Origin of the sequence: Schlesneria sphaerica (assembly GCF_044336245.1) — a bacterium.
Classification (GTDB): domain Bacteria; phylum Planctomycetota; class Planctomycetia; order Planctomycetales; family Planctomycetaceae; genus Schlesneria; species Schlesneria sphaerica.
Window position 1 is genome coordinate 3,779,323 of record NZ_CP172346.1, and the last position, 17,297, is coordinate 3,796,619.

Here is a 17,297-nt window from a genome sequence, read left to right on the forward strand (position 1 = left end):
CAAGTGATTCGGAATCCCATTTTCATCAGGACGATCAGTATGAATCCTCAGAAGCAAGCTCGCGTGGACCACCCCGTCCACGACTTCATCTCGCAACGTTGGAGCCCCTATGGATTCGCTGATCGGCCCGTCTCTCCTGCGGATCTACGCTCGATCTTTGAAGCGGCCCGCTGGGCTGCCTCGTCGTACAATGCACAGCCCTGGTCGTATATCGTCGCGACTCGAAAAGAGCCGGAAACGTTCAGTCGTCTGCTGCAGTGCCTGGTCGAAAGCAACCAGACATGGGCCAGTTCCGCTCCGGTCCTTGCCATCGGCTGTGCGAACCTCTTCTTCCCCCACAATGGCCAGCCGAATAAGGCGGCTCTGCACGATCTGGGGTTGGCCAGCGCGAACCTAACCTGCGAAGCCACAGCCCGAGGACTGTCAGTGCACCAGATGGGAGGCATTCTGCCAGACAAGGTCCGAGATTTGTACGGCGTCCCCGACGGTGTTCAGCCACTGACCGGAATTGCCATCGGTTATGCCGCAGACCCCGAAGCGCTGTCGGCCGCGTTTCGAGAACGAGACCTGAAACCCCGCGAGCGACGCCCGCTCAGCGAGTTCGTCTTTGGCGATCAATGGGGCACGAAATCCACAGTGGTGCAGTAGCGTCCCGCGATCTCAAGCTCGATGAACCACGCGAACCCGCCACTACCGGACAACTGCCCTCTCTCTGGATTTCACTGATACGGATGACTCAGCTTCAGGACATATCATGCAGGGCAGAACCATCGCCATCGGAGACATCCACGGCTGCGCACGCGCACTGCAACGTCTGCTCGAACAGATTGATCTGCAACCGGATGACACGCTGATCACCTTGGGCGACTACGTGAACCGCGGCCCGGATTCCAACGGAGTCCTCGATTGTCTGCTGACAACAATGCAGCGCTGCCACCTGATCCCCATCCTGGGGAATCACGATGAAATGTTGCTCGACGCAGCTCTGAAAGGGACCAGCATCGATCGCTTTCTCAGCAAAGGAGGCGACGCCACATTGCGGTCGTACGGCTTACCTCTTTCGTTTGATCAGATTCCTGTCCGACACATTGAATTTCTGCAGGGGTGCCGATCGTCTTTTGAAACCGAGACGCACTTCTTCCTGCACGCGAACTACCGACCTGACCTTCCGCTGAATCAACAGGACGACGAAACCATTCGCTGGAGATCACTGCGTGACTCGATTCCCGGTCCCCACTTCTCGGGCAAGATCGCCGTCCTGGGACATACGCCTCAGCCCGAAGTGCTCGATGAAGGGCACCTTCTGTGTCTGGATACAGGCTGCTGCCGTGGTGGGTGGCTGACGGCGATGGAAGTAACCACACGTCAGGTCTGGCAAACATCGCAAAGCGGCGAAGTCCGTCATTAACGCCGGGGGAAGCAATCTCAGCCCTTCGCTGCTGGCCAGTTCAATACCAGGCCGCTTTATCGACCTGCGTGGCCGGGTGCTTCCCTTGGACAAACAACCGGATGTTCTCGAGCAACGTCTCCAGATGACGTTCCGCAATCTTCGGGGACGCAGCTGCCACGTGCGGTGTGATGATCACGTTGCTGATTGTCCAGAGCGGGTGGTCGGCAGGTAGCGGTTCCGGGTCGGTGACATCAAGTGCCGCTCCTCCGATCTCGTGTGCCTGGAGCGACTGAACCAGATCATCCAGATCGACAATCGGTCCACGTCCGACGTTAATGAGGACCGCGGATTTCTTCATCATGCGCAACTGAGGTCGCCGAATCAGCCCCCTCGTCACGGGAGTCAATGGTGCAGCGACGAAAACATAGTCGGCGACCTGCAGTAAATCAGGCAGTCGTTCCACGGGCCAGACATCGTCCAGCACTCCGGAAAGGGTTTTCGTTCGGGCATCCACACCCACCAGCGACATGCCGAATGCGGCACCCCGTCGGAGAACTTCCTGGCCAATACTTCCCACACCGATCACCCCCAGGGTGCAGTCAGAAAGATGCTGATGCGCACGATCCATGGGCAGGACAGTGCCCGGCGCATTTACGAAGTTGGCAACGTAGGACTGATTCCCCACAGGTGACCAGAGCCCCTGTTGCTGCTGACGAACGTAGATGTGCAGGTTTCGGGCAAAGCAGAGGATGAATCCCAGGACATGATCTGCGACAACGTCGGAGAACAGTCCCCGCATGTTACTTAGCACACAAGGATGGCTGATCAGTTCCGGAAAGACGAAGTGCTCGAGACTGGCGGTCGGCGATTGTACCCATCGAAGTGTCGCGGCCCGCTGTAGAAGCTCGGGTGTCAGTTTACCGAAGAACGCGTCAGCATTCTCCATTTCGTTCAGCGCGATTTCGAGCGTCCCCGCGTTGATGACATCCATCGGTAACGCGGCTTCGCAAATACGAGACAACCGGTCCACATCGACAGCGGGATAGATGACCAGCTTCAAGTTGTGGCTCATTCAATGCAAAGAGAACAACGACGTCAAATTCATCTCAACTGAGAACATTGGATGAGCGGTGTCAAGCATCTCGATATGCACATTTGCAACTTTAGAAAACATCGTGATTTCGACTTGCTCTTGGAATGATCTGTCGACAGAATACCGCCCCGTGTTGGTTCCTTGGAACCTTCTGGCATCTCTCGATTCATGTCCCTCATGAGGTCGCTCGATGCGTTGCTATATGCGAGCTGAGAACGAAGGTTTGACTGTCGGTTCGGTTACTATCAACGTGCTGGAAGTTCGGCACGATTCGGTCCTCCTGGGCATTCACGATCCTCATGCGACTCCCAGTTACCGCGAAGAAGTTCTTTACGTCCAATCTGAAGACGATGATGTTCTGGTGGAAGTCGCTCACGAAGAATTCGAAGCCATCGAGTTTCAACCGGTCAATTCTTACGCCGCGCCTCTGTAACAACGCCGTTGACTTGCCATTCGCTTGACCGCGCAGCCACAATCGGGCGGAGGTTTCTTGCAGATGGTATCAACGACATCCACATCACAATCACCAGCGTCCCCGCCGAGACGTTCCGCTGATGATCCCTACACGCTGGAACAGATCACGGAATTCGGGTTGACCGTTGATCGACTGCCCAGGCACATCGCAGTTATCATGGACGGTAACGGTCGATGGGCTCAGTCACGAGGACTGCCGCGAATCGAAGGACATCGACGCGGAGTGGCCACTGTTCGAACCGTGATTGAAAGTTGCTCACGGTTGAACCTTCAGCAGTTGACGCTCTACTGCTTCAGCAGTGAAAACTGGAAGCGCCCTCAGCTTGAACAAAAGCTTCTGATGCAGCTTCTCGAACAGTATCTGATCGAAGAGCGTGCTGAGATCGAACGACAGAACCTTCGCTTTGCTGTCATCGGACGCCGTAGCGCACTGAGTGACAGCGTCAATCGAGAAATCGACCGCACCTACGAATGTGCGCGTGATAACACCGGCATGCGACTGTGTCTGGCCATCAACTATGGCAGCCGCGGCGAGATCGCCGATGCCGTTCAACGGATTGCCAGGCGAGTCGCAGCAGGCGAGATCGATCCGGCCTCGATTGATGAAGCCACAGTGGAAGCACACCTGGATACGGCGGGGATGCCTGATCCCGATCTGGTGATCCGCACAGCAGGCGAGATGCGGATCAGTAATTATCTGCTCTGGCAGATCAGTTACGCAGAGTTATGGGTCACCGAAAAATGCTGGCCCGACTTTGGACAGGAAGAACTGTTTGCAGCACTGCGTGAGTTCGCGCAGCGGCACCGGAGGTTTGGAGGCTTGTCAAACTGAGGCAAGAATGCTCATCTGGCGTCTTCTCGTATCCGCAATACTGATTCCTCTCTTCGCAGGAGTTTTCTATCTCGACTCGCGACTGGGAGCGTCCGCACCGATCCTTTTAGCCTTGTTCATCTTCCTCGCCATCTTCGGTGCGCGCGAGATGGTCGATCTGCTCTGGACACGCTCATTCACGCCGAATCGACTTATCGTCTCTGCCTGCTGCGTCCTCGTTACGGCGGCCGCATGGTGGGGACGATTCGGTCATATGCCGATCAAGATCCCTTCGGACGACAATACCCTTTCACAAGTCATGCTGGCCTACGCCATGACGATCCTGGTGCTGTTCCTTCTGGCGACGTACCGCTATCGCGAACCAGGTGCCAGCATGGAGACACTCAGTGCCGAACTGATGATCGTCAGTTACATCGGCGTGCTGCTGGGCGTGGTCGCACAACTTCGCTGGGTGGCGGGTAGTGCTGCCGGATATCTGGTGCTTGGGTCATTGATCATTGTGACGAAAGGGGGCGACGTCGGCGCCTATACCCTGGGACGCCTTTTTGGTCGGCGTAAACTCGTTCCGCATTTGTCCCCGGGCAAGACCTGGGCCGGTGCCGTCGGTGCGCTGATTGGTTCGGCGCTGGGTGCCGTCCTGTGGCTCTCGTTTGCCACGCCGTTGTTCACCCCCACGGGGAGCGCCACCTGGCAGGCACCTGCATGGTGGTCATCTGCCGTCTACGGCCTGATCCTGGGAACGACCGGCCTGGTCGGTGACCTCTGCGAATCGCTGATCAAACGCGATGTCGGCAAGAAGGATTCCTCCAGCCTGCTGCCGGGCTTTGGCGGACTGCTCGACCTGATGGACAGCGTCCTTTATGCCGGCCCCGTAGCATACGTCCTCTGGAAAGCACTTCCGCTCGCGACATGGCTGCCGATCGATCCGACCTGAGATCTCTGTGCCCCGAGTTAATTCACCAGCAGGTGGATGATACGCACGGCGCTCCCTTTGCTCGCCGGGTTGGAACCGGGTGCTACCTTCAGTTCGAGCACATGATCGCCCGAGTCCAGTTCCGCAGCGAGCATTTTTGCCCACGGAAGATGCAGTTGCGGACTCCACTGCGTGAAGAGTTCCTGCGTCTTCCAGTTCCCCCCATCGACTCGAAACTCGACAGCTCCGGTATCGGGTCCTGACGCAACGAAAACACCCACGCCGGTTCCCCGGAACTTGAACTTGAATGTCGCCCCCGGCTCTTCCGCCACCAAGGCAGGAACGTTGACAAAACCGGGTCTGGTCCCCGCACGATCCCCAGGTTCCCACTTGGGAATAACCTTCCATCCGTGCTCCAGCGTCAGCGCCTGGGAAGCCACCGCGTCCGCGGGACTCACCAGCCGGCCACGAAAGTAGCTGAAGGGGTCCAGCGGCGCAGGTAACTCTGTCGCAGGGGGAACGTCGGCCGTGGGAGTCTCTTTCCATGCCGCATTCAGCAGGCGCCGAATGGAACTGGCGTAGAGTTCGTGCCCAAACGGAGCCGGGTGCAGATCACGGAAGTCTTTCTCCCAGGTGAATTCGCCTGCATGAATCCGTTCAGTGACTTCGCGGGCCAGATTGATTGAGGGAAGGGCATAGTGAGCTGCCACCTTCTCGTGGCTGGCAATCACTTCCGGAGTCTGGCCCTGGTGAATTTGATCGATCTTGCCGGGATCAACGAAGTGCAGCAGCGCGATGTCGATGTGAGGGTTAGCAAGTTTGGCCTGGCGAACGATTCCTTCCATCCCCCGAATCTGTTCAATGGCAGAGAAGCCGTTCGTGTCATCATTCACGGCAGCTTCTTCGAACAGCAAGTCCACGGGACCTTTTGCAAGAACATCCCGGCTGTAACGAAACGCCCCGGGGGTCGAACCGAGCGACGGAATACCCGCATTGATGAACTCAAACTGCGTGTCGGGGTATCGCTGCTTCAGGTCCTCGCAAACCTTGTCCCGCCACCCCGGTGCCGCAGTGATCGATCCCCCCAGAAAGGCGACCCGTCCCTGCTTCTCCTTAAGGAACTTCGCCTGACTGTTCTTTAAGCCTCCCCGTAGTTCAAAGTAATCGTAGCCGTAGGGTGTGGCCGCCTGCTGAACCTGATCGCGAAATCCTGTGTGCGTCAACACGAAATTCACGATGTGCGAGGGGTCTTTCAGGCTGTGCGGGTGGTGGTTGCAATGCGGCTTGGAGATCAGCGTGATGGCCCCGCCCAGCTTGCGGTATCGCTCGGCCAGCAGCAGAGAATTTTCTTCGATCGGCACAACATCATCGGTCTCGCCACACACATGCAGCAGAGGAATGCGCGCGTCTGCGAGGGGTTTCAAGTTATCGACCGGGTTCAGTTTGTATGCCAGCGCAGCAGCTTCATCAGCGAACTGATAGACCTGTTTCAAACGCTCCCAGTCAGCGGTTGAGCCTGGACTTTTGCCTTTGCCTCCGGGCCAGCTTTTGAAGTCACACACCGGGGCGTCATTGTAGATGCACGCCACCCGATCCGGATGCCGAGCCCCCCAGTTCAGCGCGAACAGCCCACCGCGACTGAAGCCTTCCAGCACAGTCTTCGGAGCCAGACCAAATTCTTTCGTGACGTGACTGTAGAAAGCGTCCATCGCATCCAGGGCGACGGGTGCGCCGTACAGGTTCTGCACATCAACGTAGGCCACATGAAAGCCATGCTGCAACAGGGCGAGGTCCGCCTGTGGCTCGTGTCCGAAGAATTCCGTTCTCCAGATCCAGGGTTTCCCTGGCGCGGCCTGCCGGGGCACGATCAGAAATCCGTTTCGTCCGTCGACTTGAATGTCACGCTTCTCATACCCTTCCCACTGACCGCCGAAAAGCGAATCACTCTGTAACGAGAAGTGAGGCAAGGCGACGACCAGAAACATCACCAGCCAACGAAGTGACACGATCTGAGACATCTCGGTTCCTGTTGTCGTAAGTGAGAACGTGCAGCCAGAGTATCCTCTCTCACCGTCAGCCAATGATGGCGGGAAGAGGCGATCCTGGGACTTGGCAGCGTACTCAAATGGGCGGCAACTGCCCACCGTGTGGAGACAGTGGACGATACCGTCCGATCAGTCAGGTTGATTCTTCGTTCCTTCCAGTCGGAACTCGGCTTTCACGACGGGGTGATCCGATGCCGTGTTCTGCACAAGGCTGACGTTCACCGTTTCGAGGCCCCTCGTGAAGATCCAGTCGATATTCTGCGAGGACAATCGCTCTGGCAAGGATTCGTGCAGCGGACTGTGAACCCCAGGGCGTTCCAGCAGACTCGTGAGGAGCGGGTCTCCGGCGATTGTGTTGAGATCCCCCATCAGGATGCAGGGGGGTTGCAGGCCCAGAAACAGGTCAATCATCGCCTGGAGTTGGTGTACCCGGTCCTTTTCTCGATCAATGTGCACGGAAAGAACCCGAACATCCCCCTGCTGAAGCGGGACCGTCGCCAGAATCGCATTTCGATAGGCTTTCCCCCGCGTGTTCACGAGCGGAATTCGCAGGGCAGAGCGAATGGGAATACGATAGAGGAGACCATTCCCAAAATGATCAGACCACCACCGCCGCTCGGTCGCAGCAAACAACCAGCCACTGCGATTCAGTTCGGCCACCGAGGCGGCCTGATTAGGTTCGTTGGGGCTCCCCGCTCCCCGAACTTCATATAACCCCGCGTAGTCGACTCCTCCCAGAAGATCCGCAATGCGAGACACGCTGCGCACACCGTCAGTCCCTTTGCCACCATGGATGTTGAAGCTGGCAATCGTCAAAGTGGCGGGGGCCTGATCAGACCCAGCCGAGGCGGGGCTGTGCGGCAGGGGAGCTGTTGCATCGGCCGCACGTCGGTCCGTGCCGTCCCAGAGGATCAATCCCACCAGCGCGACGAAGCAGCCCAACGCAATCCATTTCCAGCGCGACTCAGTTTTGCTCGGTGAGCTCTCGCTCGAGTTATTTGCTTGATCCATAAGGAATTGATCTGGCTCCAATTCGAGGACCTCTGTTGCGCCAGCGTTGTCGGTAACGGCGAGGCCGGGCGATTTCGAAGGAAACGGGAGGGGCAGAGCCCCAACTAACGGGGGGCGTATCAGAAAGTGATAGAAAAGTCACGGGGATTGTAACCCAGAGGCTGCAAATTCGCAGTGGCCATCCAATCAACACCTTCCAGGGCGGAAATCGCTGTTCATCCTTCTCCCCGATTGCGAGCCGAAATTGACAGCCCACCTCGAGATACCAAGGCCTGCCGGAAACGACTGGCAAACGCTCTCTGACCTGTCAGACGCCTCACGGGATGTAAGGTCGTTGCGACGGCAACCGGACCTGAGCAGACGCTCCGAAGCCCCTCTTCTTGCGGTTCAAAGAGCGTTTACTGCTGACAGTGAACGGAAAAACTGCTAAACCTTCGCGGTATAAGCCAGTGATAAGTCAACTGTGGAGAGACGTTTCGGACGAATCCCGCCATCGGTTGCCTGCCAGCGAGACCAGGGAAAGGTTTCGTTCTCGCTTCATTGGCCGCTGATCCAAGATGGCCGCATGACGGAGTTGTTCGAATGGGTGTGCCGGTTTCGCAAATGTGGACGGTCGCAAGTTATGTCCTCGGCAAGAAGCTTCGGGGCGTCAAGCGCTATCCCCTGGTTCTGATGCTGGAACCGCTGTTTCGCTGTAACCTGGCCTGCGCGGGCTGCGGAAAGATTCAGTACCCCGTCGATATTCTCCGACGCCATCTCACCCCCGAACAGTGCTTTAAGGCCGTTGACGAATGTGGCGCACCGATGGTCTCCATTCCCGGTGGTGAGCCGCTACTGCATCCCCAGATCGGCGAGATCGTTGAAGGACTGGTGGCGCGCAAGAAGTACGTCTACCTGTGCACGAACGCCATTCTGCTTGAAAAGCATATCCATCAGTTCAAGCCTTCCAAGTACCTCTCCTTTTCGATCCACCTCGACGGTCCGAAAGAAGAACACGACTTCGCGGTTTGTCGCGAAGGCGTTTACGACATTGCCATTCAGGCCATCAAGACAGCGGTTGCCAAGGGGTTCCGGGTCACCACCAACACCACCGTTTACAATAATGCGAACCCTGATTCGATGCGGGAAATGTTCGACAACATGATGGGGCTTGGTGTCGAAGGGATGATGATCTCGCCAGGGTACCAGTACGAAAAAGCACCGAGCCAGGATCTGTTTCTGCACCGTAACCAGACCACCAACCTGTTCAAACGGATTGTCGGAAACGCCAAGCGAAGCTGGCGATTCAATCTGTCTCCCTTGTTCGTCGAGTTTCTCAAAGGAAACTGGGACCTCGAATGTACCCCTTGGGGGATGCCCGCCTACAACCTCTTCGGCTGGCAGCGTCCGTGCTACCTGCTGAACGAGGGCTACTGCGAAACCTTCCAGGAACTTCTTGATACGACCGACTGGTCCCAGTATGGTCGCGCCAGCGGAAATCCCAAATGTGCCGACTGCATGGTCCACTGTGGCTACGAAGCGACCGCAGTTGCCGACACCTTCGGGTCTCTCAAAGCCTTCTCACAAGTGGTGAAATTGACGTTGCTCGGTGCTGGTCGGGAAAAACTTCCTCCCGATGAGCCTGGCCCCGAAAACACGCCCGGCTCTGACGAAGAGCGGATTCGTAAGGTCCAATTGCCTGTCTTGAGCTCCTGATGTCTCACGAACCGCTGCTGCATATCGTCCTCTATCAACCTGAGATTCCACCCAACACCGGGAACATCGGTCGAACCTGCGTGGCCGTGAGAGCGAAGTTGTGGCTCGTCCGTCCCCTCGGGTTCAGTCTCGACGAAAGTCAGCTTCGTCGCGCGGGTCTCGACTATTGGCCTTTCCTCGATTACGAAGTCGTGGATAGCTGGAACGAGATTCTTCAGCGACTTCCCGGCAGAACGGTGTGGTGTATCGAGAATCCCGCCGCCAAGACGGTATGGCAGGCGAGTTTCTCCCCCGGTGACATCCTGTTGTTCGGCCGTGAAACGAACGGACTGCCACTCAGCCTGGTGGACCAGTATCGCAGCCACACACTGCAGTTTCCGATGTATCCCGAAGTACGAAGCTTGAACCTCGCTAACACGGTCTGCGCCGTCGTCTATGAAGCGGTACGCCAGTTCGGCGGAATTCCGGCCCGATAGGCTACCGACAAAAATTTCAACGTAACGTCTTGTGACGCCCCCCGCTCGCTTCTATCGTGGAGCAAGTTCGGACGGATTACGCGCGGTGTCAGATTCCGGTTTGACCCGCACGGCATACCGTGACCGAATCTGATGAGTTCTGCGGCGGAATCGCTGCCGATCGTTGAAAAGGTCTTTCGATGTTGCTCAAGCTTGCATTTCCCCGGTCGAACCCATGCCTGTGGGTCCTGGTGTGCTTCTTCTGCCTGACACTCCATGTAAGCGCATTTGCGCAGTGGGGTGGAGGTCAACCAGGAGGTGACTACGCCGGTTACGGAGGCGGGTTCGGGGGCTACGGCGGCTACGGCATGGGTGGCTATGGAGGCTACTATGGCGGGTACAACGGATACTCTGGGGGCTACTACAGCGGAACGAATAACTTCGGGTACGGCAGCTACGCCCAACCGCTTTACACGTCATTCAATCAGCCCAACTTCAACTATTACCGCCAGCCGCTGTACACGAATCGCGCACTGGCCGTGCCTGCGTACGGTGATGCGATCCTGTTGCGACAATTCGGCTCTCCCAGCCGGACCTACAGCGGCAGTTCCCCCATAATCACCACGCCCAATCTTTCTGCTCAGAACATGACACTTTCGAATACCGCGTTGCGGCAAACGGATGCCAGTTTTGATCAGGGAGAAGTTGTCATTTTCAGTCCACCAACGAACGAACAGGAAGTGCAGTACACACTGAACGGAGCTACCTACACCATGAAGCCCGGGACGGTGCAGCGATTCACCAACGACCGGACGTGGACCATCGAAGTGACGCTCGGAAATGGAACGCCCACCAAGTACACACTCGGCTCGGGCCACTACAAGTTCAAGCAGACCGAAAGCGGAATGAGCCTCTACACAACCGCGGACTCCCCCGAAACGCCATTGGCTACGGCCGACGCCGGTCCCGACGACGCCGCCGACGTCCCGGCCCCCTCCCCAATGCCAGACGAGTAATACACGAAGTATCGCTTCAGCAGAATGGTCGGCGTCGATCGTCCGGAAAAACGATTCTTTCACGCGTCTCTCTCGCTGTGAGAACATGAAGCGAACTCTCCTCGCCGCAAGAGCACTGTCGACATCGTGTTTCTTGATGAGCTTCGTCCCGCTCCGACAAGCAGTTTGGTGCCATCGTGATCGCGAAAGCGTTCTCCAGAGAATTGTAATAGAGCACCGCAGTTTGTCTGAAGGCCGCAGCAAGTCCGGTCACAGCCTTTCGTCGAGACCCTCTATCGAAGCTGCAATTCAGTCAGTACTCGTCAGCCCCCGACGGGCCGGTGACCGACATTTCTCCTTTTTCGCGACAGAGTCACTCCATACTCCCTCTCACACCGCTACGGGAATTTAAATATGCAGGTGCTCGCCCATGCGTTCAGACGATGCCGGGAGCTTGTTCTGGATCACCGCCATCGGCAACGTCTTCGGACCCGTAAAAAGCAGAGCAGACTCACGTCACCCGAAGTGCTTGAAATCCGCATGCTGCTCACCACTTACACGGTGAACAGCCTGGGTGACAACAACGTGGGTACCGGCAACACCGGAGATCTGCGTTACGTCATTAATCGAGCGAATGAACTCAATACGGGAACACCCAGCACGCCTGACGTGATTCAGTTTTCGGGGGTCACTCTCACTCCCGGCAACCATACCATCTTCGTCGGAGGGGGTGCCGCAGGTGCCGTCCCTTTGCCCGCACTGACGGCTGTCGCCACCGTTGATGGAACCACCGCGGGTGGAGTCGACAATCTTGCCGGCCTGATGCTGACCCTGGATGGTCGCCACCTCGGAGGCGAAGCCAATGGTCTGACGCTGGAAGGTGGCAATGCGATCATCATGGCGCTCGAGATCGTCAACTTCCCGGGCAACGGGATCCTGATCCATTCCTCCAACAATGTGATCGGTGGAGACGAGGTCGGATACGACGCGAACAATCAGCGAAGTAATCCTACCGGCCGGATTACCACGCTACCACGGCCCGATCCCGCGACAACATCGCCCGTATACGTACGCCCGCCGCAGGGAAATGTCATTTCGGGAAATGGTCGCCACGGCGTCCTGGTCGAGAACGGTGCCAATAACAATCTGTTTCAGGGAAACTACATCGGTACTGATATCAACGGGACGAAGGCCCGTGGCAACGGTGGCGATGGGGTGGTGATCAAGAACTCTGACAACAACAAGCTGTACGGAACAACTCCGCCGGATCAGGACAATCCCTTTGTCTTCTACAATGTCATCAGCGGTAATAAAGGAAACGGGCTGGTTGTCGACGATTCAGATTCCACAATTATTTACGCAAACTTCTTCGGACTTGGAGCAGACAACCGAACTCCCGTCGGTAATCGCCTTAATGGTGTCCTCATCAAAGGAAACTCTGACGGGACGCGCTTCGGACTGAATATCCCACTCGGAAACGTCGCCTCCGCTAACGGCCTGAACGGAGTCGAAGTCCGCGATACCGCCTCGCGAACGCTGCTGATGAATACGTTCGGCGGCATCGCGGCTTTTAATCCGTCCGCTCAAGTCGGAAATCACGGGAACGGGATCCTCATCACGACCAATGGGGGCGGAAAGTTCTTCGGTTCGTCCGAATTCAGTACCATCATCCTTACCAGTCAGCTCTCGGGCAATCATCTTAACGGCGTCGAGATCAGCGGTAACGCTGCGGCCGTTCAAATCAGCCAGTCGGTAATCGGGATGCAAACCAATGGGGCGACGGCACAACCCAATCTTAAAAATGGAATTGAGATCAGCGGTCGTGCATCGAACATCGCCCTCGGAGGATTCGAGCCATCCGTCCTCGGAGGATCCGAATTTCCTGAAGGTGAAGAACCCTTCTTCGAAGCAGCGAATCTGATCTCAGGAAATCGGTGGAACGGAATTTCTATCAGCCAGCACGTCAGTAACGTGACCATTATCAACAGTTTCATTGGTACGGACATTTCCGGAAGCAACCCGGCAGGCAATGGCCGAAACGGCATTTACATTGTCGGCAGCTCTGGAAATCAGATTGGCTCGCCGTTGAACGGTCCCACGCCGGGTAATGGGGTGACTCACCTTGATCGAAACATCATCGCCTTTAACGCTCACGATGGGGTTCAGGTCAATCGGGCAACGGGGAACAGCATCATTGGCAATTCGATCTACCAGAATGGCCGACTCGGAATCCATTTGATTGGATGCGGTATCTCGAACCCGCCTGCTCCAAGACTTGTCTCCGCCCAAATCGCAAGCAATGGAACGACTCAAGTCCGCGGAACGCTGATCGGACGACCTCGCACGACCTACCTGGTGGAAGTTTTTGCTGATCCGTCTGCGAAACCAGGTAACGGAAAGATATCCCTCGGTACGACGCAGGTCACGACGGATGCCAGGGGCCATGCCCAGTTCAAAATCACTGGGCTGGTCGATCCCCAGCCTCGAGCTGCCGGATTCATCAGCGCAACGGTAACCGGTCCAACTGGCACCACGTCCATGTTCTCCAGACCCATTCGAGCCCAGCGGATCGGCTGAGAGAGGGATGCAGCGACCGGCACCGGCGAGCGTTGCCGACGTAAAATAAACATCATCAAGGCCCGGTTCCTGTACCTTGGTACAAGAACTGGCCCGGATGTTTCGTCGACTTTGGGGTGACAGACTTCACGAACCACACGCCAGGCGGCAGAAAGTCAGACGACAATGCGACCGGGGTCTGACTTGCTGAGAATCTCCTGCCTGGCGACGACGCATGCGTGCGACGGTTGATAGCCTCGATCACGCCGACGCGGGAAACAAGACCTCTGTCAGGTGGTGCCAGTTTCGGTAGTCGGGGACGATGATGTCGGCACCCGCCTGGATCAGTCGAGTCCGCTTCCAGTCTTCGACCTGCCCACTGCGGTGAGTCTCGTCGGTCGCACAGCCGATTGCGACTCCACCGAGTTCCTTCACATTTTCGATTTCGACGAAGCCGTCGCCCAGGCCGAGCAGTTCCGAACCATGCGAGCCTGAATCGGCGAGAACCTGCTTCATCACTGCCAGTTTAGAGAAATCACGCGAATCGGCCCCGGGACCGTAGATGCGGCCTTCGAAGTAGTGATCGATTCCCAGAACCTTTGCTTCGTGACGGACATTCACCACGGCAGTACCGCTGGCGAGCGTCATTTGCACGCCACGTGCGCGAAGGTCATCGAGAAACGCTCGGGCGCCGGGGACCAGCAGGTCATCGGCCGAACATTCCCCCGCCTCGAGCATCGCCATCCGCTGTTCCGCTTTATGGATCAGCGCGTCGAGGAACTGCTGGGTGTAGTACTCGGGCGATTCCGCGTCGCCACCCCGCTCCTTGAGCGTCTTGACGAAGAAGTCCATCTGATAGATTGTCGGCCGGCCATTCAGGTTCAGAACGAAGTTGCTGATGAACGCCGTCAAATCGGCGTCGGATTCCGAGGCAGGAGTCAGCGGCCTGAGCTTAGCAAACATCAGGTCGACCATGATCTCAACCCACCCCGATCGAATCAGGCTTAAAGTCCCGTCAAAGTCGATGACGGCAATTCGCGGAGTACGATGATTCTGAAGCGGACGGATAAATTCGGGCATTCGGGTGGCATGTCCAGAAATAGGATGGCAGGGGGACGTTGCGAAACGGATGGTTTAGCGTGCGAACACCAGCAGAGTCAAAGTCGAGGGGGACTTTGACAGTGTGGCAGGAAGGATACAACTTTCCCAATACGGTTGCGTTTCCGACAGTTCTGATGTTATCTCAATGAATCTCCAGAGGCATCCAACCCGGATGGTGCTTCGTTCGCAGTTCACTCTCGCAGGAATCTCTTCACCGTGAAATGCATCCTTGTGAATCGCGTCATGTTGTTTGCCGCAATGATTCAAGCGTGTCTGCTCGGTAACTTGCACGCCCAGATTGATGAATCTCCTCTCAAAGTCGAACCCGTCGTCGCCTTTAGTGACCTCAAGTGGACTGGCTGGCAGCCCGAAAACGACGATGGCCTGGCTAGCCCGCTGCGCCCCATCCTGCTGACGCACGCTGGCGACGGATCCAATCGGATCTTCGTTCCGCAGCAGCAGGGGATCATTCACGTCTTCAAGCCCGACTCAAAAGAGACGACCGTCTTCCTGGATATGTCCAAGAAGGTTGTCTACATCGATAAAGAAAACGAAGAAGGCTTCCTGGGGATGGCCTTCCACCCCAAGTACAAATCCAATGGCGAATTCTTCGTCTATTACACGACGCAGGAATCTCCTCATACCACCGTCGTTTCCCGCTTCAAGGTCTCCAAAGACGATCCCAACAAGGCTGATCCCGACAGCGAAGAACAGCTGCTGGTCGTGAAGCATCCTTACTGGAACCACAAAGGGGGCACGATCTGCTTCGGTCCCGACGGTTTCCTTTACATCGCCATTGGCGACGGCGGTGCTGGCAACGATCCACATGGAAACGGCCAGAATCTGCAGACGCTGCTGGGCAAGATCCTGCGAATTGACGTCGATCACAAGGATCCCGGGCTGAACTACGCGATCCCCAAAGACAACCCTTTCATCGGCAAACTCGCCAACAAGCAGCCGATCGCCTTGCCGGAAATCTATGCCTACGGGTTGCGGAACGTCTGGCGGATGTCGTTTGATCGCCAGACCGGTGCCTTCTGGGCGGCAGACGTCGGACAGAACCTGTGGGAAGAAATCAACCTGATTACGAAAGGGGGCAACTATGGCTGGAATCTGCGTGAGGCCAAGCACGAGTTCGCCCCGAACAGTACCAGTGCCGGTCCGGGTCTGATCGATCCGATTTACGAATATCACCATGATATCGGCAAGTCGATCACGGGTGGACACGTCTATCGTGGCAAGAAAGTTCCCGAACTGGCTGGTCACTACCTGTACGCCGACTATGTGACGGGACGAATCTGGGCCTTGAAATACGACGAAGCAAAGAAGGCGGTTGTCGCCAATCGCGCGATTCAATATCAGGGCGCGGCACTCCCCGTCATCAGCTTCGGGGAAGACGAAGCGGGAGAAGCCTACTTCAACATCGTCAGCCCGACAGGACGTGGCATCTACACGTTCAAGTCTGCGAAATGACCTGGCATCGTCAGAAAAAATGGCGTACTGAAAGCAGCGCCGCTCGTTTCGGGCGGTGCTGCTCTTTGATATCGACAATGGCGTTTCCCGCGAAGATGATTGATGTCGTTCAGTGGGCCTTTGTAATCAGCGATTCCTGTCCGGAGTTTCACGCGTGACACAACCAGCCTCGGATCTTCCACCACACGACGGGGACCTTGCAGCCGTCGAGCGACTGGGTGTGGCGTACCGACAGATCGTCGACCAGTTAGGGCGAGTCATCGTCGGTCAGCGCGGAGTCGTCGAAGAGTTACTGATCGCCATGCTGGCGGGGGGGCATGCGCTATTGGTCGGCGTCCCGGGGCTCGCCAAAACCTTGATGGTCAAAACGCTGTCCGAGACTCTGAATCTATCCTTTAACCGCATTCAGTTTACCCCTGACCTGATGCCTGCGGACATCACCGGAACTGAGGTCATTCAGGAAGATAAAGCGACAGGGGGACGTGAATTCAAGTTCATTCCGGGTCCCGTGTTTGCCAATGTCCTGCTGGCGGACGAAATCAACCGAACGCCACCGAAAACACAAGCCGCTCTGCTGGAGGCCATGCAGGAACATCAGGTCACAGCCGGAGGCAAACGCCACAAGCTGCCCGATCCGTTCTTCGTACTGGCCACGCAGAATCCCATCGAACAGGAAGGGACATATCCCCTCCCTGAAGCCCAGCTCGACCGCTTCATGTTCGAAATCCTCGTGGACTATCCCACCGAAGAGGAAGAATTCGAGATCGTCCGGCAGACAACCGTCGCCAGTCATGCTACGGTCGAAAAGGTGCTGTCGTACGACGAGTGGCTTAACCTTCAAGCCCTGGTGCGGCGAGTTCCCGTCGCCGATTCCGTCATTCGCTATGCCATGCAGTTCGCCCGCCTGACGCGTGTCGGATCGGGCCAGCCTGACTTTGTGAAGCAATACGTGAGCTGGGGAGCCGGCCCGCGAGCGAGCCAGTACCTGATCCTGGGAGCCAAGGCCCGCGCGATTCTGCATGGACGTCCTTACGTCAGTGTTGAAGACGTACAGAAGGTCGCCGCCCCGGTGCTGCGTCATCGCATTTTGACCAACTTCAACGCCGAGGCCGAGGGAATCCGCCCCGACGACATCGTTAAAAAACTGGCTGAACTGATCCCCCCTGACGGGTCGGTCGATCGGCTGTTACCGAAAGTCTTTAAGACAACATAATGGAGCGGTCACTGCGAGCACGGGTCAGACCGCTCAAGCTTCAGGATTAGC

Annotated in this window: 15 protein-coding genes; 11 read left to right on the forward strand and 4 right to left on the reverse strand. The window is 56.9% G+C overall.

Annotated elements, in window-relative coordinates; genetic code table 11:
- The first annotated feature begins 39 nt into the window (after positions 1–39).
- Together ACGY09_RS13695 and ACGY09_RS13700 are read left to right on the forward strand one after the other, a co-directional pair.
- Complete coding sequence (locus ACGY09_RS13695) at positions 40–648, forward strand: nitroreductase family protein (protein WP_397568162.1); 609 nt, start codon at positions 40–42, stop codon at positions 646–648.
- Positions 649–754: 106 nt separating this feature from the next.
- On the forward strand, positions 755–1,408 hold the full coding sequence (locus ACGY09_RS13700; protein WP_397568163.1) for a metallophosphoesterase family protein: 654 nt from the start codon (positions 755–757) through the stop codon (positions 1,406–1,408).
- A 40-nt stretch (positions 1,409–1,448) separates the two neighbouring features.
- On the opposite strand, the gene ACGY09_RS13705 is transcribed toward ACGY09_RS13700, so the two are convergent.
- Positions 1,449–2,450, reverse strand: a complete 1,002-nt coding sequence (locus ACGY09_RS13705) for a D-2-hydroxyacid dehydrogenase (protein WP_397568164.1) — start codon at positions 2,448–2,450, stop codon at positions 1,449–1,451.
- A gap of 223 nt (positions 2,451–2,673) precedes the next feature.
- Here ACGY09_RS13705 and ACGY09_RS13710 point away from each other — a divergent pair, with 223 nt between their 5' ends.
- The 3 genes from ACGY09_RS13710 to ACGY09_RS13720 all read left to right on the forward strand — a co-directional run bounded on the left by ACGY09_RS13710 (position 2,674) and on the right by ACGY09_RS13720 (position 4,723).
- Complete coding sequence (locus ACGY09_RS13710) at positions 2,674–2,916, forward strand: carbon storage regulator (RefSeq protein WP_373649678.1); 243 nt, start codon at positions 2,674–2,676, stop codon at positions 2,914–2,916.
- A gap of 63 nt (positions 2,917–2,979) precedes the next feature.
- Complete coding sequence (locus ACGY09_RS13715; RefSeq protein ID WP_397568165.1) at positions 2,980–3,789, forward strand: isoprenyl transferase; 810 nt, start codon at positions 2,980–2,982, stop codon at positions 3,787–3,789.
- A gap of 7 nt (positions 3,790–3,796) precedes the next feature.
- Positions 3,797–4,723 (forward strand): phosphatidate cytidylyltransferase, encoded by a 927-nt coding sequence (locus ACGY09_RS13720; RefSeq protein ID WP_397568166.1) that lies wholly within the window; start codon positions 3,797–3,799, stop codon positions 4,721–4,723.
- 17 nt (positions 4,724–4,740) lie between these two features.
- Here ACGY09_RS13720 and ACGY09_RS13725 read toward each other — a convergent pair whose 3' ends face one another.
- Together ACGY09_RS13725 and ACGY09_RS13730 are read right to left on the reverse strand one after the other, a co-directional pair.
- Positions 4,741–6,720: a GDSL-type esterase/lipase family protein gene (locus tag ACGY09_RS13725; RefSeq protein ID WP_397568167.1), complete on the reverse strand. Its 1,980-nt coding sequence runs from the start codon at positions 6,718–6,720 to the stop codon at positions 4,741–4,743.
- Between the two features lie 156 nt (positions 6,721–6,876).
- The gene (locus tag ACGY09_RS13730; protein WP_397568168.1) at positions 6,877–7,758 is read right to left on the reverse strand and encodes an endonuclease/exonuclease/phosphatase family protein; all 882 of its coding nucleotides are present in this window, start codon (positions 7,756–7,758) and stop codon (positions 6,877–6,879) included.
- Between the two features lie 582 nt (positions 7,759–8,340).
- Here ACGY09_RS13730 and hpnH point away from each other — a divergent pair.
- The 4 genes from hpnH to ACGY09_RS13750 all read left to right on the forward strand — a co-directional run bounded on the left by hpnH (position 8,341) and on the right by ACGY09_RS13750 (position 13,480).
- Positions 8,341–9,453 (forward strand): adenosyl-hopene transferase HpnH, encoded by a 1,113-nt coding sequence (gene hpnH, locus ACGY09_RS13735; RefSeq protein ID WP_397568169.1) that lies wholly within the window; start codon positions 8,341–8,343, stop codon positions 9,451–9,453.
- The gene (locus ACGY09_RS13740) at positions 9,453–9,929 is read left to right on the forward strand and encodes a tRNA (cytidine(34)-2'-O)-methyltransferase (protein ID WP_397568170.1); all 477 of its coding nucleotides are present in this window, start codon (positions 9,453–9,455) and stop codon (positions 9,927–9,929) included. Before hpnH ends, ACGY09_RS13740 begins: the two co-directional genes overlap by 1 nt.
- Before the next feature lie 179 nt (positions 9,930–10,108).
- On the forward strand, positions 10,109–10,924 hold the full coding sequence (locus ACGY09_RS13745) for a hypothetical protein (protein WP_397568171.1): 816 nt from the start codon (positions 10,109–10,111) through the stop codon (positions 10,922–10,924).
- A 519-nt stretch (positions 10,925–11,443) separates the two neighbouring features.
- On the forward strand, positions 11,444–13,480 hold the full coding sequence (locus tag ACGY09_RS13750) for a hypothetical protein (RefSeq protein ID WP_397568172.1): 2,037 nt from the start codon (positions 11,444–11,446) through the stop codon (positions 13,478–13,480).
- Positions 13,481–13,720: 240 nt separating this feature from the next.
- Here ACGY09_RS13750 and ACGY09_RS13755 read toward each other — a convergent pair whose 3' ends face one another.
- The gene (locus ACGY09_RS13755) at positions 13,721–14,539 is read right to left on the reverse strand and encodes an HAD family hydrolase (RefSeq protein WP_373649670.1); all 819 of its coding nucleotides are present in this window, start codon (positions 14,537–14,539) and stop codon (positions 13,721–13,723) included.
- A 237-nt stretch (positions 14,540–14,776) separates the two neighbouring features.
- Here ACGY09_RS13755 and ACGY09_RS13760 point away from each other — a divergent pair, with 237 nt between their 5' ends.
- Both ACGY09_RS13760 and ACGY09_RS13765 read left to right on the forward strand, forming a co-directional pair.
- Complete coding sequence (locus ACGY09_RS13760; RefSeq protein ID WP_373649669.1) at positions 14,777–16,033, forward strand: sorbosone dehydrogenase family protein; 1,257 nt, start codon at positions 14,777–14,779, stop codon at positions 16,031–16,033.
- Between the two features lie 154 nt (positions 16,034–16,187).
- Positions 16,188–17,246: an AAA family ATPase gene (locus ACGY09_RS13765; RefSeq protein ID WP_397568173.1), complete on the forward strand. Its 1,059-nt coding sequence runs from the start codon at positions 16,188–16,190 to the stop codon at positions 17,244–17,246.
- Positions 17,247–17,297 lie beyond the last annotated feature (51 nt).

Coding starts and splice junctions, on each gene's coding strand:
- ACGY09_RS13695 (WP_397568162.1), top strand. CDS start 40: ATGAATCCTCAGAAGCAAGCTCGCGTGGACCACCCCGTCCACGACTTC.
- ACGY09_RS13700 (WP_397568163.1), top strand. CDS start 755: ATGCAGGGCAGAACCATCGCCATCGGAGACATCCACGGCTGCGCACGC.
- ACGY09_RS13710 (WP_373649678.1), top strand. CDS start 2,674: ATGCGTTGCTATATGCGAGCTGAGAACGAAGGTTTGACTGTCGGTTCG.
- ACGY09_RS13715 (WP_397568165.1), top strand. CDS start 2,980: ATGGTATCAACGACATCCACATCACAATCACCAGCGTCCCCGCCGAGA.
- ACGY09_RS13720 (WP_397568166.1), top strand. CDS start 3,797: ATGCTCATCTGGCGTCTTCTCGTATCCGCAATACTGATTCCTCTCTTC.
- ACGY09_RS13725 (WP_397568167.1), bottom strand. CDS start 6,720: ATGTCTCAGATCGTGTCACTTCGTTGGCTGGTGATGTTTCTGGTCGTC.
- ACGY09_RS13730 (WP_397568168.1), bottom strand. CDS start 7,758: ATGGATCAAGCAAATAACTCGAGCGAGAGCTCACCGAGCAAAACTGAG.
- hpnH (WP_397568169.1), top strand. CDS start 8,341: ATGGGTGTGCCGGTTTCGCAAATGTGGACGGTCGCAAGTTATGTCCTC.
- ACGY09_RS13740 (WP_397568170.1), top strand. CDS start 9,453: ATGTCTCACGAACCGCTGCTGCATATCGTCCTCTATCAACCTGAGATT.
- ACGY09_RS13745 (WP_397568171.1), top strand. CDS start 10,109: ATGTTGCTCAAGCTTGCATTTCCCCGGTCGAACCCATGCCTGTGGGTC.
- ACGY09_RS13750 (WP_397568172.1), top strand. CDS start 11,444: ATGCTGCTCACCACTTACACGGTGAACAGCCTGGGTGACAACAACGTG.
- ACGY09_RS13755 (WP_373649670.1), bottom strand. CDS start 14,539: ATGCCCGAATTTATCCGTCCGCTTCAGAATCATCGTACTCCGCGAATT.